This is a genomic window from Mycobacterium branderi (genome assembly GCF_010728725.1).
GTDB lineage: Bacteria > Actinomycetota > Actinomycetes > Mycobacteriales > Mycobacteriaceae > Mycobacterium > Mycobacterium branderi.
In genome coordinates, this window is sequence record NZ_AP022606.1 from 3,182,123 (window position 1) to 3,199,134 (window position 17,012).

Sequence of the window (17,012 nt, forward strand, 5' to 3'; positions counted from 1 at the left end):
GTCCGGGTTCGGTGAGTCCGATGGAAATTGATGACGAGGCACTGCCGCTCTCGCGCGGGCAACTCGACATCTGGCTTGCTCAGGAGACGGGCAGCTTTGATGAAGAATGGCATATAGTCGCACATGCCATAATCGAGGGTGCCGTTGAACGGAATGTGCTTGAACAAGCAATCCGTCGCGTGGTGGCAGAGGCCGAGCCGATCAGGGCCGGCTTTTTCGAGGTGGATGGCCAGGTTTTTCAGAAACCAATTGACAACCCCGAGGTCGAGCTCCCATTCTACGATCTCACGCACCTTTCGGATCCGCTGCAGGAGTTTCGCCGGATAGCCGAGTCGATCCGGCGCACTCCAATGCCGCCGTCTGGGCCGCTATTTAAATTTGCGCTGTTTCAAACGCGGGCGAACCAATCCTATTGGTTCTTGTGCTTCCACCATCTGGTGACCGACGGGTTCGGCACAGTGCTTTTCGCCAACCGGGTAGCCGCGGTCTATTCAGCCATGATTGCCGATACACCCGAGCCGCCAGCCTTTTTCGGCTCGCTGCAGGATTTGGTTGCATGGGAGACCGAATACCAGGAATCTGAGCAGTACGCCGAGGACTTAGCGTATTGGAGTGAGAACCTCCCGCCGGAAAGTGCGCCAAATTCCGGCCTGTCGCAATCGGTCGACCAACGCGACTCGTCTGCGGTTTCTGATTCTGTTCAACTGGATCCTCGGGTTGTCACCAGCGTCCACGAGTTGTCTGACATCTTGGGGATGCGGCGGTCATCGGTGATCACGGCGGCCTGCGCGCTACTGGTGCGAGGGTGGTGTGCCGAGGGCTCACAGGTGGTGCTCGACTTTCCAGTGAGCAGGCGAACAAGTCCGGAGTCTGGAACGTTTCCCGGAATGGTTTCCGGCGTTGTCCCACTGGTGTTGACGGTTTCGCCGGGATCGACGGTTGCCGATTTTTGCGAGCATGTCGACGCGCGGATACGCGAGGCGCTGGCGCATCAGCGGTTCCCGGTGCCCGCCCTAGAACGCAAAGCCCATCACCGGGGTCCAGGGCGGCCACGCAATAGGGTCGGCGTGAATTTCGTGCCGTCGATAAATGTTCTGCCCTTCGCTGATACGCCGGCAACAGGAGCGGTTACTCGTTTCGGCCGCGTCGACCATTTCGAACTGTTTTTCTTGAGCGCCGACGGCCAACTGTCCTTGAGCACGGCGGGCGCCGCGCAGCCATGGTCGAGCTTCGACGTCCCCGATCTGGCAAGGCGGTTGGAGCGGGTGTTGGTGGGGATGGCGGCTGATCCGGGTGGGTTGGTGTCGTCGGTGGGTGTGGTGGATGAGGTTGAGTGTGCCCGGTTGTTGGGGTGGGGTAATTGGGGGGTGTTGAGCGCGCCGTCGGTGTCGGTGGGGTCGATTCCGGCGGTGTTTGGTGAGCAGGTGTTGCGTGCGCCGGAGGCGGTGGCCGTCAGTTGTGGTGACCGTTCGGTGACGTATCGGGAGCTTGATGAGGCGTCGAATCGGTTGGCGCGCTTGTTGGTTGCTCATGGGGCGGGTCGTGGGCAGCGGGTGGGGTTGTTGTTGCCGCGTTCGGTTGAGGCGGTGGCGGCGATTTTGGCGGTGTTGAAGTCGGGTGCGGCGTATGTGCCGATTGATCCGGCGGTGCCGGTGTCGCGGGTGGCGTTTGTGGTTGGTGATGCGGCGCCGGTGGTGGTGGTTACGTCGGGGGGGTTGGTTGATCGGCTGGATGGTTTGGGTGTGCCGGTCATTGATGTGGATGACCCGGTGGTGGATGCCCAGTCCGGTGTGGGGTTGGCGGTGCCGGCTGCTGATGATTTGGCGTATGTGATTTACACCTCGGGTACGACGGGTGTGCCCAAAGGGGTTGCGATTTCTCATCGCAACGTGATCGAGCTGATGGCGTCGCTGGGCGAGGGCTTGGAGTTGGCCGGGCAGGTGTGGTCGCTGTGGCATTCGTTGGCGTTTGACGTCTCGGTGTGTGAGATGTGGGGTGCGTTGCTGCATGGGGCCGGTTGGTGGTGGTGCCCGAGTCGGTGGCGCGTTCGCCGGAGGATTTCCACGCGTTGTTGGCCGCCGAGCAGGTCAGTGTGTTGAGTCAGACGCCGTCGGCGTTTTATGCGTTGCAGACTGCTGATGCGTTGGCGCCGGAGTTGGGTCGTCAGCTCAAGTTGGAGACGGTGATCTTTGCCGGGGAAGCGTTGGAGCCGGCGCGTCTTGGGGGGTGGTTGCAGCGTCATCCGGGGGCGCCGCGGTTGGTCAATATGTATGGCACTACCGAGACGACGGTGCATGCGTCGTTTCGTGAGATCGGCGCCGGTGATGTCGATGGTGTGGTGAGCCCGGTGGGGGTGCCGTTGGCGCATCTTGGGTTTTTTGTGCTGGATGGGTGGTTGCGTCCGGTGCCCGCGGTGTGGTGGGTGAGTTGTATGTGGCCGGTGGTGGTGTCGGGTTTGGGTATGTGGGCCGGGCGGGGTTGACGTCGTCGCGGTTTGTGGCGTGTCCGTTCGGGGGGTCGGGGCAGCGGATGTATCGCACCGGGGATTTGGTGCGTTGGGATGCTGCGGGGCAGTTGAGCTATTTGGGGCGTGCCGATGAGCAGGTCAAGATTCGTGGGTATCGCATCGAGCTTGGTGAAATCCAGGCAGCCTTAACCGGTTTGGATGGGGTCGGGCAGGCGGCGGTGATTGTGCGTGAGGACCGCCCGGGTGATAAGCGGTTGGTGGGGTACATCACCGGCAGCGCTGATCCGACCGACGTACGCCAGCGGCTGGGCGAACGGTTGCCGGCCTATATGGTGCCGGCGGCCATTGTGGCGCTTGATGTTATCCCGTTGACGGTCAACGGCAAGCTGGACAAGCGGGCGCTGCCGGCACCGGAATATGCCGACGCCGATCGCTACCGCGCCCCGGCCAACGCCATCGAAGAACTGCTGGCCGGCATCTACGCCCAAGTCCTGGGCCTCGAGCGAGTCGGCGTCGACGACTCCTTCTTCGAACTCGGCGGCGATTCCATCTTGTCGATGCAGGTGGCGGCGCGGGCCCGGGCTGCCGGTCTGTTGTGTCGGCCGCGTGATGTGTTCGTCGAGCAGACGGTGGCCCGGCTGGCCGGTGTGGCCGTGTTGGCCGATGGTGAGGCCGGCCCGGTCGACGAGGGCACCGGGCAGGTCGCGCCTACCCCGATCATGCGCTGGCTGGCCGACATGCGCGGCCCGGTGGATCAGTTCAACCAGACGATGCTGTTGCACGCCCCGGGCGGGGTTTCCGAGGCCGATGTGGTGGCGCTGTTGCAGGCGCTGCTGGATCGACATGCCATGTTGCGGGCGCGCGTCACGGATGGCGGCGGGGATTGGTCACTGTGGGTGCCCGAGGCCGGGTCGGTCGATGCGCGCGATTGCGTGCACTCGGTGGATGTGTTGTCGGTGCAGGCGGTGGCGGCTGCCCGGTCGCGGTTGGACCCGGCGGCCGGGGTGATGCTCAGCGCGCTGTGGGTGGCCTCGGCGGGCCAGCTGGCGTTGATCGTTCATCATCTGGCCGTCGATGGGGTGTCGTGGCGAATCCTGTTGGAAGACCTCAACACTGCGTGGGCGCAGCGCCGGGCGGGCCAGCCGGTGGTGTTGCCCGCAGTCGGTACGTCGTTTGCGCGGTGGTCGTCGCTGCTGGCCGAGTACGCGCATGCGCCCCACGTCGCGCAACTGGTGGGGACGTGGCGGCAGGCGGCGACGGCGCCTGCGGTGCTGCCGGCGGTGCGCCCGGAGGTCGATACCTATGAAAGCGCCGGGCACTTGTCGACGGAGCTGGATGTGGAAACCACCCGCATGCTGCTGGGGGAGGTACCGGCGGCGTTTCATGCCGGGGTGCACGACATCCTGCTGATCGCGTTCGGGTTGGCGTTGACGGAGTTCTTCCACACTGGTGGCGCGCCGATCGGCGTCGACGTGGAGGGTCATGGCAGGCACGAGGAACTCGCTGCCGATGTCGACCTGTCGCGCACGGTGGGCTGGTTCACCACCAAATATCCGGTGTCGCTGAATCTGACGGGGCTGTCCTGGGGGCAGGTGGTGGCCGGCGAGGCCGGGCTGGGAGCCGTACTCAAAGACGTCAAGGAGCAGTTGCGCGCCCTGCCTAACGAGCTGACCTACGGTGTGCTGCGTTACCTGAACACCGAGGTCGACTTGGCCGGCTCGGACCCGCCGATCGGCTTCAACTACCTTGGGCGGCTTGGTGTTTCGGCTGCCGAGGTCGGCGACGATGTATGGCGAATCAGCGATGAGGGCTTGTCGTTGACCGCTGCCGGTGCGGCGCTGCCGATGCCGCTGGCCCACACGGTAGATCTCAACGCCGCCACGGTGGACACCGATTCCGGTCCGCAGCTGCAGGCCAACTGGATCTGGGCGCCGTCCGCCTTGGATGAGTCGCAAATCGGTGAGCTGAACCGGTTGTGGTTCGAGGCGCTGGCCGGGATCTGCGCGCATGTGCGCCGCGGCGGAGGCGGGCTGACGCCCTCGGATATCGCCCCCGCCCGCCTGAGCCAGCGCCACATCGACCAGTTGGCCCAGCACTACCAGATCGCAGACATCCTGCCGCTCACGCCGCTGCAGCAGGGGTTGCTGTTTCACACCCGCACCGCCCTCGAGGGTGGCGAGGACTTGTATGTGCTGCAACTGAATCTCGCGTTAAGCGGCCCGCTCGACCAGCACCGGTTGCGTGAGGCGGTGCACCACGTCGTCGACCGGCACCCGACTCTGGTGGCCCGATTCTGCGAACAATTCGACGAGCCGGTGCAGATCATCCCGGCCGATCCCGCGCCGGGATGGCGCTACCTGGAACTCGATGCCGACCCCGATGAGATTCAGCGAGTCTGTGCTGCCGAGCGCGCCGCGGTCCGTGACCTAGCCGAGGAGCCGGCGTTTCGGGCGGTGTTGATTCGCACGGGCGATGAGCGACACCAGTTGGTGGTGACGGTTCATCACATGGTCGCCGATGGGTGGTCGTTGCCGATTGTGGTGGGCGAGATTTTCGCCGGCTATGGCGGGCAACGGTTATCGGCAGCCACGCCGTACCGCCGCTTTGTGGACTGGCTGGCCGAACGCGACCATGACGCGGCACGCGCCGCATGGGGTGAGGTCTTGGCCGGTTTTGACACACCCACGTTGATGGCCGAGCCGGGCCGGTCGGAGTCGGGGCGGCGCGGTGTGGCCTCGTTCACGGTGCCGGCCGAGACCACCCGGGCGCTGGGCGAGTTGGCCCGCGCACGGCACGTCACGGTCAACACGGTGCTGCAGGGCGGCTGGGCGGTGCTGCTGGCCACGTTGACCGGCCGCCACGACGTGGTTTTCGGTACCACGGTGTCGGGGCGGCCCGCTGAGCTGCACGGCGCCGAGTCGATGGTGGGAATGTTGATCAACACGGTGCCGGTGCGCGCACACATGACCGCGGCCACCACCACCATCGACTTGTTGAATCAGTTGCAGCACAACCACAACCACACGCTTGAGCATCAGCATGTGGCGCTTGCCGACATCCATCGCCTCGTCGGTCATGACCACCTGTTTGACACCCTGTTTGTATTCGAGAACTATCCGCTCGACACGACCGCGCTGTCGAAGAGCGGCGGCGTGGCGATAACCGAGTTCAGCAACTGGGAATACAACCACTACCCGCTGGCCGTGCAGGCCCTGCCGGGTAATGAACTCGGTTTGCGCGTCGAATACGACACCGAGCTGTTCAGCCCCGCCGACATCCGCACGCTCATCGCGCGGTTGGAGCGGGTGTTGGTGGGGATGGCGGCTGATCCGGGTGGGTTGGTGTCGTCGGTGGGTGTGGTGGATGAGGTTGAGTGTGCCCGGTTGTTGGGGTGGGGTAATTGGGGGGTGTTGAGCGCGCCGTCGGTGTCGGTGGGGTCGATTCCGGCGGTGTTTGGTGAGCAGGTGTTGCGTGCGCCGGAGGCGGTGGCCGTCAGTTGTGGTGACCGTTCGGTGACGTATCGGGAGCTTGATGAGGCGTCGAATCGGTTGGCGCGCTTGTTGGTTGCTCATGGGGCGGGTCGTGGGCAGCGGGTGGGGTTGTTGTTGCCGCGTTCGGTTGAGGCGGTGGCGGCGATTTTGGCGGTGTTGAAGTCGGGTGCGGCGTATGTGCCGATTGATCCGGCGGTGCCGGTGTCGCGGGTGGCGTTTGTGGTTGGTGATGCGGCGCCGGTGGTGGTGGTTACGTCGGGGGGGTTGGTTGATCGGCTGGATGGTTTGGGTGTGCCGGTCATTGATGTGGATGACCCGGTGGTGGATGCCCAGTCCGGTGTGGGGTTGGCGGTGCCGGCTGCTGATGATTTGGCGTATGTGATTTACACCTCGGGTACGACGGGTGTGCCCAAAGGGGTTGCGATTTCTCATCGCAACGTGATCGAGCTGATGGCGTCGCTGGGCGAGGGCTTGGAGTTGGCCGGGCAGGTGTGGTCGCTGTGGCATTCGTTGGCGTTTGACGTCTCGGTGTGTGAGATGTGGGGTGCGTTGCTGCATGGGGGCCGGTTGGTGGTGGTGCCCGAGTCGGTGGCGCGTTCGCCGGAGGATTTCCACGCGTTGTTGGCCGCCGAGCAGGTCAGTGTGTTGAGTCAGACGCCGTCGGCGTTTTATGCGTTGCAGACTGCTGATGCGTTGGCGCCGGAGTTGGGTCGTCAGCTCAAGTTGGAGACGGTGATCTTTGCCGGGGAAGCGTTGGAGCCGGCGCGTCTTGGGGGGTGGTTGCAGCGTCATCCGGGGGCGCCGCGGTTGGTCAATATGTATGGCACTACCGAGACGACGGTGCATGCGTCGTTTCGTGAGATCGGCGCCGGTGATGTCGATGGTGTGGTGAGCCCGGTGGGGGTGCCGTTGGCGCATCTTGGGTTTTTTGTGCTGGATGGGTGGTTGCGTCCGGTGCCCGCGGGTGTGGTGGGTGAGTTGTATGTGGCCGGTGGTGGTGTCGGGTTTGGGTATGTGGGCCGGGCGGGGTTGACGTCGTCGCGGTTTGTGGCGTGTCCGTTCGGGGGGTCGGGGCAGCGGATGTATCGCACCGGGGATTTGGTGCGTTGGGATGCTGCGGGGCAGTTGAGCTATTTGGGGCGTGCCGATGAGCAGGTCAAGATTCGTGGGTATCGCATCGAGCTTGGTGAAATCCAGGCAGCCTTAACCGGTTTGGATGGGGTCGGGCAGGCGGCGGTGATTGTGCGTGAGGACCGCCCGGGTGATAAGCGGTTGGTGGGGTACATCACCGGCAGCGCTGATCCGACCGACGTACGCCAGCGGCTGGGCGAACGGTTGCCGGCCTATATGGTGCCGGCGGCCATTGTGGCGCTTGATGTTATCCCGTTGACGGTCAACGGCAAGCTGGACAAGCGGGCGCTGCCGGCACCGGAATATGCCGACGCCGATCGCTACCGCGCCCCGGCCAACGCCATCGAAGAACTGCTGGCCGGCATCTACGCCCAAGTCCTGGGCCTCGAGCGAGTCGGCGTCGACGACTCCTTCTTCGAACTCGGCGGCGATTCGTTATCGGCGGTGCGCCTTGTCGCAGCGATCAACACCGGTCTGGATGCCGGACTCGAGGTGCGTGCGGTGTTCGAGGCGCCCACAGTTGCGCAGTTGGCGCACCGCATCGGCGGCGCGGCGCGTCGGCTCGAGCCGTTGGCAGCGGTGCAGCGGCCGGCAGTGATCCCACTGTCGTTCGCCCAGCAGCGGTTGTGGTTCATCGACCAGCTGCAGGGACCCTCACCGATGTACAACATGGCGACCGCGTTGCGGCTGCGCGGGCGCCTTGACGTCGATGCATTGGGCCAAGCGCTGCGCGACGTGGTGGGCCGCCACGAGAGCCTGCGCACCCTGTTCGTCGCGCCGGAGGGCATTCCGCACCAGGTGGTAATACCGCCCGAGCGGGCCGATTTCGGGTGGGACGTCGTTGACGCCACCGCGTGGTCGCGAGCCCGGCTGGATGAAGCCGTAACCGCGGCAGCGCATCACACGTTCGATTTGGCTTCTGAAACCCCCTTGCGGGCAAGGCTTTTCCGCGTCCGCGACGACGCGCACGTGCTGGTAATCGTCGTGCACCACATCGCCGCCGACGGCTGGTCCATCACCCCGCTGGCGCGTGACCTGGGCGCGGCATATGCCAGCCGGTGCAGCGGAGAACCCCCCGAATGGGGCGAATTGCCGGTGCAGTACGCCGATTACGCGCTGTGGCAACGCGACCAGTTGGGCGATCTCGACGAGAGCGATAGCCCGATCGCCGCGCAGTTGGCGTTCTGGGAGGACGCGCTGGCCGGGTTGCCAGAGCGGCTGCAGTTGCCCACCGATCGGCCCTATCCGCCGGTTGCCGACCACCGCGGCACCCGGGTAGCGATCGACTGGCCGGCCGAATTGCAGCAGCGGGTGGCGCGAGTGGCCCGCGAGCACAACGCGACCAGTTTCATGGTGATGCACGCCGCCCTGGCTGTGCTGCTGGGAAAGCTCAGCGCCAGTGCCGATGTGGCGGTGGGATTCCCGATCGCGGGGCGCCGTGACCCCGCCCTCGATGAGCTGGTCGGGTTCTTCGTCAACACCTTGGTGCTGCGGGTTGATCTAACCGGCGATCCCACGGTCGCCGATCTGCTCGCTCAGGTGCGCGCGCGCAGCTTGGCCGCCTACGAACACCAAGACGTGCCGTTCGAGGTGTTGGTGGAGCGGCTCAACCCGACCCGAAGCCTGACCCATTCCCCGTTGGTCCAGGTGGCGTTGGCCTGGCAGGACCGGGATCCCGCTACCGGATTGGCGCTTCGGGATCTGCATGTCACGCCGATGCCGATCGATACTCGCACCGCCCGAATGGATTTGGTGTTTTCGTTGGGCGAGCGTTGGGACGAGGCCGGTGCCCCCGCCGGGATCCGCGGCGATGTGGAGTTTCGCACCGACGTATTCGACGCGGCCAGCATCGAGGCGCTGATCGAGCGGCTGCGGCGGGTGTTGTTGGCGCTCACGGCTGATCCCACGCGCGCGCTGTCATCGGTGGATCTGCTCGGTGAAGACGAGCGTGCCCGGCTGGACGTCTGGGGTAACCGGGCGGTGTTGACCGCGCCGATGACCGCGGTGTCGGTGCCGGTGTTGTTCACCGAGCAGGTGGCCCGTGTGCCCGAGGCGGTGGCGATCAGCTGCCAGGGCCGCACGATGACGTACCGCGAACTCGATGAGGCGTCGAACCGGTTGGCGCACCTGTTGGTTGCGCACGGTGCGGGCCCGGGTCAGTGTGTGGCGCTGCTGTTTTCGCGGTCGGTCGAAGCCATCGTGGCGATCATGGCGGTACTCAAGTCCGGCGCGGCGTACCTGCCGATCGACTCAGGGCTGCCGTCGGCCCGCATCGAGTTCATGCTGGCCGATGCCGCGCCAATGGCCGCGATCACCACCGCAGCTCTGGCCGACCGGCTCGGCGGCCAGCACGTGGCGGTCATCGATATCGACGACCCCCGCATCAACGCTTATCCCGCAACGGGTTTGGCGGCACCGGCGGTCGACGACGTCGCCTACCTGATCTACACCTCCGGCACCACCGGGGTGCCCAAGGGCGTGGCCATCACCCACCGCAACGTCACTGCGCTGTTGGAAACCCTGGACGCCGGGCTGCCCGCCGCCGGAGTGTGGTCGCACAGCCACTCGTTGGCCTTCGACGTCTCGGTGTGGGAGATCTTCGGTGCGCTGCTGCGCGGCGGCCGGGTGGTGGTGGTGCCCGAATCGGTGGGCGCCTCCTCGGAGGACTTGCACGCCGCGTTGGTCGATGAACGCGTCAGTGTGCTGACCCAGACTCCGTCGGCGGTGCAGGTGCTCTCCCCGCAAGGGTTGGAGTCGGCGGCGTTGGTGATGGTCGGCGAGGCATGTCCGGCCGAGGTGGTGGACCGCTGGGCGCCGGGGCGGGTGATGGTCAACGCCTACGGGCCCACCGAGACCACGATGTGCGTGGCGATCAGCGCGCCGCTGACACCGGGGTCGGGAGTCCCGATCGGCTCCCCGGTGTCGGGCGCGGCGTTGTTCGTGCTCGACAGCTGGTTGCGGCCCGTGCCCGTCGGGGTGGTGGGTGAGTTGTATGTCGCCGGCGCCGGGGTGGCGTTCGGCTACGTGGGCCGGGGTCCGTTGACGGCGTCGCGATTTGTGGCCTGCCCCTTCGGAAGTGCCGGATCGCGGATGTATCGCACCGGAGACTTGGTGCGCTGGCGCGCCGATGGGCAGCTGGATTACCTGGGCCGCATCGATGAGCAGGTGAAGATTCGCGGGTATCGCATCGAACTCGGCGAGGTTCAGGCGGCGCTGGCCGGATGTGACGGTGTCCAGCAGGCGGTGGTGATCGCCCGCGAAGACCAGCCCGGTAACAAGCGCCTTGTCGGCTACGTCACCGGCACCGCCGATCCCGCCCAGATACGCGGCGCGCTCGCTGAGCGACTCCCGGCCTATATGGTTCCCGCGGCTGTAATGGCGCTTGACACATGGCCTTTGACGCCCAACGGCAAACTCGACACCCGGGCCCTGCCGGCCCCGGACTATCACGATGCCGGTTACCGCGCTCCGAGCAGCCCCACCGAAGAGATCCTGGCGGGCATCTACGCGCAGGTTCTCGGCCTCGAGCGTGTCGGCGTCGACGACTCCTTCTTCGACCTGGGTGGCGACAGCATTTCGGCGATGCGGCTGGTTGCGGCGATCAACACCAACCTCGATGCCGGCCTTTCAGTGCGGGCGGTGTTCGAGGCGCCCACGGTGGCCCAGTTGGCGCCCCGAACCGGTCGGACCGCACGGCGGCTGCAGCCGCTGACCGCGCGGCAACGGCCCGCGGTGGTGCCGTTGTCATTTGCCCAAAACCGGCTGTGGTTCATCGACCAGTTGCACGGCGCCTCACCGGTTTACAACATCGCGACCGCGCTGCGGTTGGGCGGGCCGCTGGATGCCGACGCGCTAGGACGGGCGCTTACCGATGTGGTCGGCCGCCATGAAAGCCTGCGCACTCTCTTCCCGGCAGTGGAAGCAACACCACGGCAGGTCGTCACCCCGACTGAGCGGGCCGACTTCGGGTGGGAGATCGTCGACGCGACCGGGTGGTCGGCAGACCGGCTGGATGACGCCATCGGCACGGTAGCGCGCTACACGTTCGAGCTTGCTACCGAAATCCCCTTGCAGGCAAGGCTTTTCCGCGCTGCCGGCGACGAGCACGTGCTGGTGATCGTGGTGCACCATATCGCCGCCGACGGCTGGTCGATTACTCCGCTGGCGCGTGACCTGGCGATCGCTTACGCCAGCCGGTGCGCGGGGCAGTCCCCGGAGTGGGCCGAGCTGCCGGTGCAGTATGTCGACTACACGCTGTGGCAGCGTGAGCAATTCGGCGACATCGACGACGACGACAGCCTGATCGCCACGCAACTGGCGTTCTGGGAGCAGGCTTTGGCCGGAATGCCCGAGCGGCTGCAACTGCCCACCGATCGGCCTTATCCGCCGGTTGCCGATCAGCGCGGCGCCACGGTGGCGGTGGAATGGCCGGCCGAGCTGCAACAGCGTGTGGCCCGGGCGGCCCGGGACCACAACGTCACCAGCTTCATGGTGGTTCAGGCCGCGCTGGCGGTGCTGTTGTCCAAGCTCAGCACGAGTTCCGATGTGGCGCTGGGCTTCCCGATCGCCGGACGCCCCGACCCGCTGCTGGACGACCTGGCCGGGTTCTTCGTCAACACCTTGGTGCTGCGGGTTGACCTGGCCGGTGACCCCACGGTCGAAGAACTGCTGGCGCAGGTGCGGCAACGGGGAGTGGCCGCCTACGAGCACCAGGACGTGCCGTTCGAGGTGTTGGTGGAGCGGCTCAACCCGATCCGAAGCCTGACCCACCACCCGCTGGTCCAGGCGATGCTGGCCTGGCAGAACTTCACCGGGCAAACCGACCCCACGGCCGGGGTGGGGTTGGGTGATCTGCAGGTCACGCCGTTGCCGTTGGATACCCGCACCGCCCGGATGGATCTGACATTCTCCCTGGCCGAACGCTGGAGCGAGACCGGGGAACCCGCTGGCATCGGCGGCACAGTGGAATTCCGTACCGACGTGTTCGACGAAACCTCCATCCAGACACTGATCGAGCGATTGGAACGGGTGTTGGCGGCGATGACCGCCGAGCCGGCCCGGCCGTTGTCTTCGATCGATCTGCTGGACGCCGCCGAACATGCCCGCCTGGACGAGATCGGCAACCGCGCGACATTGACCCGGCCCGCACCGTCGCCGGGCTCGATTCCGGAGCTGTTCGCGGCACAAGTGGCTCTCGCCCCCGACGAGGTGGCGGTGACCTTCGACGGCGTGCCGATGACCTATCGGGAACTCGACGAGGCGTCCAACCGCTTGGCGCATCTACTGGCCGAGCGGGGTGTGGCAGCGGGACAGCGTGTGGCCCTGCTGTTTTCGCGCTCGGCCGAGGCGATCGTGGCCATCATGGCGGTGCTGAAGACCGGGGCCGCATATGTGCCGATCGACCCGGTCATGCCCGCGACGCGGATGCAGTTCATGCTCGCCGATGCCGCGCCGATCGCCGCAGTCACCACCGCGCAGCTGCGCTCGCGGCTCGACGGATACGACCTGACGGTCGTGGATGTCAACGACCCCGCGGTGGATGCCCAACCCGGCACCGCGTTGCCGGCGCCGGCCCCCGACGACATCGCCTACCTCATCTACACCTCCGGCACCACCGGGGTGCCCAAGGGCGTGGCCGTCGCGCACCGCAACGTCATCGAGCTGCTGGAGGCACTAGACACTGAGCTCGAGCTGTCACCGGGACAGGCGTGGTCGCAGTGCCATTCGTTGGCGTTCGACTTTTCGGTGTGGGAAATCTTCGGCGCGCTGCTGCACGGCGGACGGGTAGTGGTGGCACCCGATTCGGTGGTCCGCTCGCCGGAAGACTTGCACGCCTTGCTGGTTGCCGAACAAGTGAACGTCCTGAGCCAGACCCCGTCGGCGTTTTATGCACTGCAAACCGCCGATGCGCTGGCACCCGAGCTGGGCCGAGCGCTCAATCTCGACGCTGTGGTGTTTGGCGGGGAAGCCCTTGAGCCACAACGCCTTCGGACGTGGTTTGACAACCACCCGGGTTTGCCGCGCATGATCAACATGTATGGCATCACCGAGACCACCGTGCATGCCTCGTTCCGGGAGATCGTCGACGCCGACGTCGTCCGCAATGCCAGCCCCATCGGGGTGCCGTTGGCACATCTGGGCTTCTTCGTGCTCGACGGGTGGATGCGCACGGTTCCTGTCGGAGTGGTCGGGGAGTTGTATGTGGCCGGCGCCGGGGTGGCCTGCGGGTATGTGGGCCGTGCCGGGTTGACCGCGACGCGGTTTGTGGCCTGTCCCTTTGGGGCGCCGGGAACGCGGATGTATCGCACCGGAGATCTGGTGTCCTGGGGCGCCGATGGGCAACTGCGGTATCTGGGGCGCGCCGACGAGCAGGTCAAGATCCGCGGGTATCGCATAGAACTCGGCGACGTGCAGGCAGCCCTGGCCGGCTGCGAAGGGGTGCAGCAGGCGGCGGTGATCGCCCGCGAAGACCACCCCGGTGACAAGCGGCTGGTGGGTTATGTGACCGGGACCGTCGACGCCGCCGCGGTGCGCAGCGCGGTGGCCGAGCGGCTGCCGGCATACATGGTGCCGGCCGCGGTGGTGGTGATCGAGGCGCTGCCGCTGACCCCCAACGGCAAACTCGACACCCGCGCCCTACCTGCACCCGAATACCAGAGTGGCGATCGTTTCCGCGCGCCGGACAACGTCACCGAGGAGATCCTGGCCGGCATCTACGCCCAGGTGCTCGGCTTGGAGCACGTCAGTGTCGACGAGTCGTTCTTCGAACTCGGCGGGGACAGCATTTTGTCGATGCAGGTGGTGGCGCGCGCCCGCGCCGCCGGACTGGTCTGCCGGCCGCGCGATATTTTCGTCGAGCAGACCGTGGCCCGCCTGGCCCGGGTGGCCCGGGTGGCCGACGGCGAGAGCGGCCCCCTCGACGACGGCAGTGGTCGGGTGGCCGCGACACCGATCATGCGCTGGCTGCACAGCATGGACGGCGCGGTTGAACAGTTCAACCAGACGATGCTGCTGCAAGCCCCGGCGGGAGCCACCGAGACCGATGTGGTTGTGCTGCTGCAGGCCTTGCTGGATCGGCATGCCATGCTGCGGGCGCGTACCGACGACGACGGATTGACCGTGCCGGCGCCCGGTTCCGTCGATGCCGGGGACTGCCTGCAGACCGTTGACGCGCTCTCCGACGAGGTGCTGGTGGCGGCGCGCGCTCGGCTGAACCCGGCCGCCGGGCTAATGCTCAGCGCGCTCTGGGTTGCCTCCACGGAGCAGCTGGTGCTGATCGTTCACCACCTGGCCGTCGACGGGGTGTCGTGGCGAATCCTGTTGGAGGACCTCAACATCGCCTGGACCCAGCGTCGCAGCGAGCAGCCGCTTGCATTGCCGGCGACGGGCACCTCGTTTGCGCGATGGTCCTCGCTGCTCGCCGAGCACGCGCGCCAGCCGGAGGTGGTGCAGCAGGCGGGCGTGTGGCGCCGGGTGGCCGCAGCGCCCGCAGCGTTGCCGCCAGTGCGCCCGGAGGTCGACACGTTTGCCACCGCCCGGCATCTGACGGCGACCTTGGACGTCGACGCCACCCGCATGCTGCTGGGCGAGGTGCCGGCGGCGTTTCACGCCGGGGTGCACGACATCCTTTTGATCGCGTTCGCCTTGGCGTGGACGGAGTTCTTGGACAATCCCGGCGCGCCGATCGGCATCGACGTCGAGGGGCACGGGCGCCACGAGGAGCTCGCCGCCGATGTAGACCTGTCCCGCACCGTGGGGTGGTTCACCACGAAGTATCCGGTGGCCTTGACGGTCGGTGGACTGGACTGGACGCACGTCAAGGCCGGTGACACCGGACTCGGCGCGCTGATCAAGGACGCCAAAGAACAGCTTCGCGCCCTGCCCGATGCTTTGAGCTACGGCGTGCTGCGCTATTTGAACCCCGATGTCCAGTTGGACGCGGCCGACCCACCGATCGGGTTCAACTATCTGGGGCGTCTTGGTGCCGCGGGAGCCGACAGGTCCGGCGATGGCTGGCGGGTCTGCCAGGACGGCGCGGCGATCACCGGCGCCGCCACGGCGGTACCCATGGCGTTGGCGCACACGGTAGAACTCAACGCCGGCACGGTCGACACCGACTCGGGCCCGCAGCTGCACGCCGATTGGATGTGGGCGCCCTCGGCGCTCGACGGCGCCCAAGCTAACCGGTTGAGCCAGTTGTGGTTTGAGGCACTGGCCGGGATCTGCGCGCATGTGCGAGACGGCGGGGGCGGGCTGACCCCGTCGGACATCGTTCCTGCCCGTCTTAGCCAGCAGCAGATCGACGAGTTAGCGCGGCGATACCCAATCGCCGATGTGTTGCCGCTGACCCCTTTGCAGCAGGGGCTGCTTTTCCACGCCAGTGCAGCGCAAGGCAGCGATGACGATGTGTATGCGGTGCAGCTCGATTTCACGTTCACCGGCCCGCTGGACCCCGACCGCCTGCGCGACGCGGTGCACGCGGTGGTCAACCGGTATCCCAACCTGGCGGCCCGATTCTGCGCACACTACGACGAACCGGTACAGATCATCCCCCGAGATCCCGTGGCGCCGTGGCGATACGTCGAGCTCGACGGCGGCGACATCGAGGAACAGATCCAGCGCCTGTGCGCCGCCGAACGTGCCGCGGTCTATGACCTCGCCGATCAGCCGGCCTTCCGAGCGGCGCTGGTCCGAACCGCACCAGATCGGCACCGGTTTGTGCTGACCAATCACCACATCCTGGCGGATGGCTGGTCGATGCCGATCCTGCTCTGGGAGATATTCGCCGGCTACTTCGGGCAGCGACTGTCCGCCGCTGCGCCATATCGCCGCTTTGTCACCTGGCTGGCCGATCGGGATCGGGCTGCCGCCCAAGCGGTTTGGCGTGATGTGCTGGCCGGTTTCGGCACGCCGACATTGGTGGGGCCACCGGATCGGTTGGGGCTGGGGCCACGAGCCATTGCATCGTTTCAGGTATCGGCGGAAACCACGCAGGCGATCAACGACCTGGCCCGCTCGTCACACACCACCGTCAACACGCTGCTGCAGGCCGCCTGGGCTGCGGTGTTGATGTGGCTGACCGGTCAGCGCGACGTGGCGTTCGGTGCCGTGGTCTCGGGGCGGCCGGCCGAGGTGGTCGGCGCGGAATCGATGGTGGGGCTGTTGATCAACACGGTGCCGGTGCGGGCGACCATCACCGCGGAGACCACCACCACCGACTTGCTGGATCAGCTGCAGCGCACGCACAACGACACATTCGAGCACCAGCATCTCGGGCTGAGCGACATTCACCGACTCACCGGCCAGGAAAGACTGTTCGACACCGTTTTGGTTTACGAGAATTATCCGATCGACACCCCGGCATTAGCAGAGAACCTCGAGACGACGATCGCCCAGTTCACCGTTCGCGACTATTACCACTACCCGCTGGCCCTGCAGGCCGTGCCGGGCAGCGAACTGGACCTGCGCGTGCAATACCGCACCGACGTGTTCGACGAGGTAAGCATCGAGGTGTTGATGGAGCGGTTCACAACCGTGTTGATGGCCATGACCGCCGACCCGGCACGGCCGTTGTCGTCACTGGACCTGCTTGACGGAAGTGGGCGTCCCCAGTTGATCTCGGCGGCGCCGGCACTCCAAAAGCGCGGCAACGGCAACGGTTATCGCAATCCGGCTAACCTCGTCGAGCAGATCCTGGCCGACATCTACGCCCAGGTGCTGGGAGTCGACCATGTCGGGGTCGACGAGTCGTTTTTCGATCTGGGCGGCGACTCGCTGTCGGCGATGCGGGTGATCGCCGCGATCAACTCGGCCCTTGATACCCGGCTTGCGGTCTCGGCCTTGGTCGACGCGCCGACCGTCAGAGGCTTGAGCCAGGCGGTGGCGGACGTCTCTGCTGCGAGTCCGGCCAGCGATTCATAATT

General features: G+C 66.2%; 1 protein-coding gene and 1 pseudogene. Both read left to right on the forward strand.

Translation table 11 applies throughout. The annotated features are described in order from the left end of the window. Nucleotides 1-20: 20 nt before the first annotated feature. Nucleotides 21-2,482, forward strand: a pseudogene (locus G6N47_RS30160) (AMP-binding protein). Then, complete coding sequence (locus tag G6N47_RS29700; protein ID WP_408633079.1) at nt 2,464-17,010, forward strand: amino acid adenylation domain-containing protein; 14,547 nt, start codon at nt 2,464-2,466, stop codon at nt 17,008-17,010. Before G6N47_RS30160 ends, G6N47_RS29700 begins: the two are co-directional and overlap by 19 nt. Nucleotides 17,011-17,012: the final 2 nt, after the last annotated feature.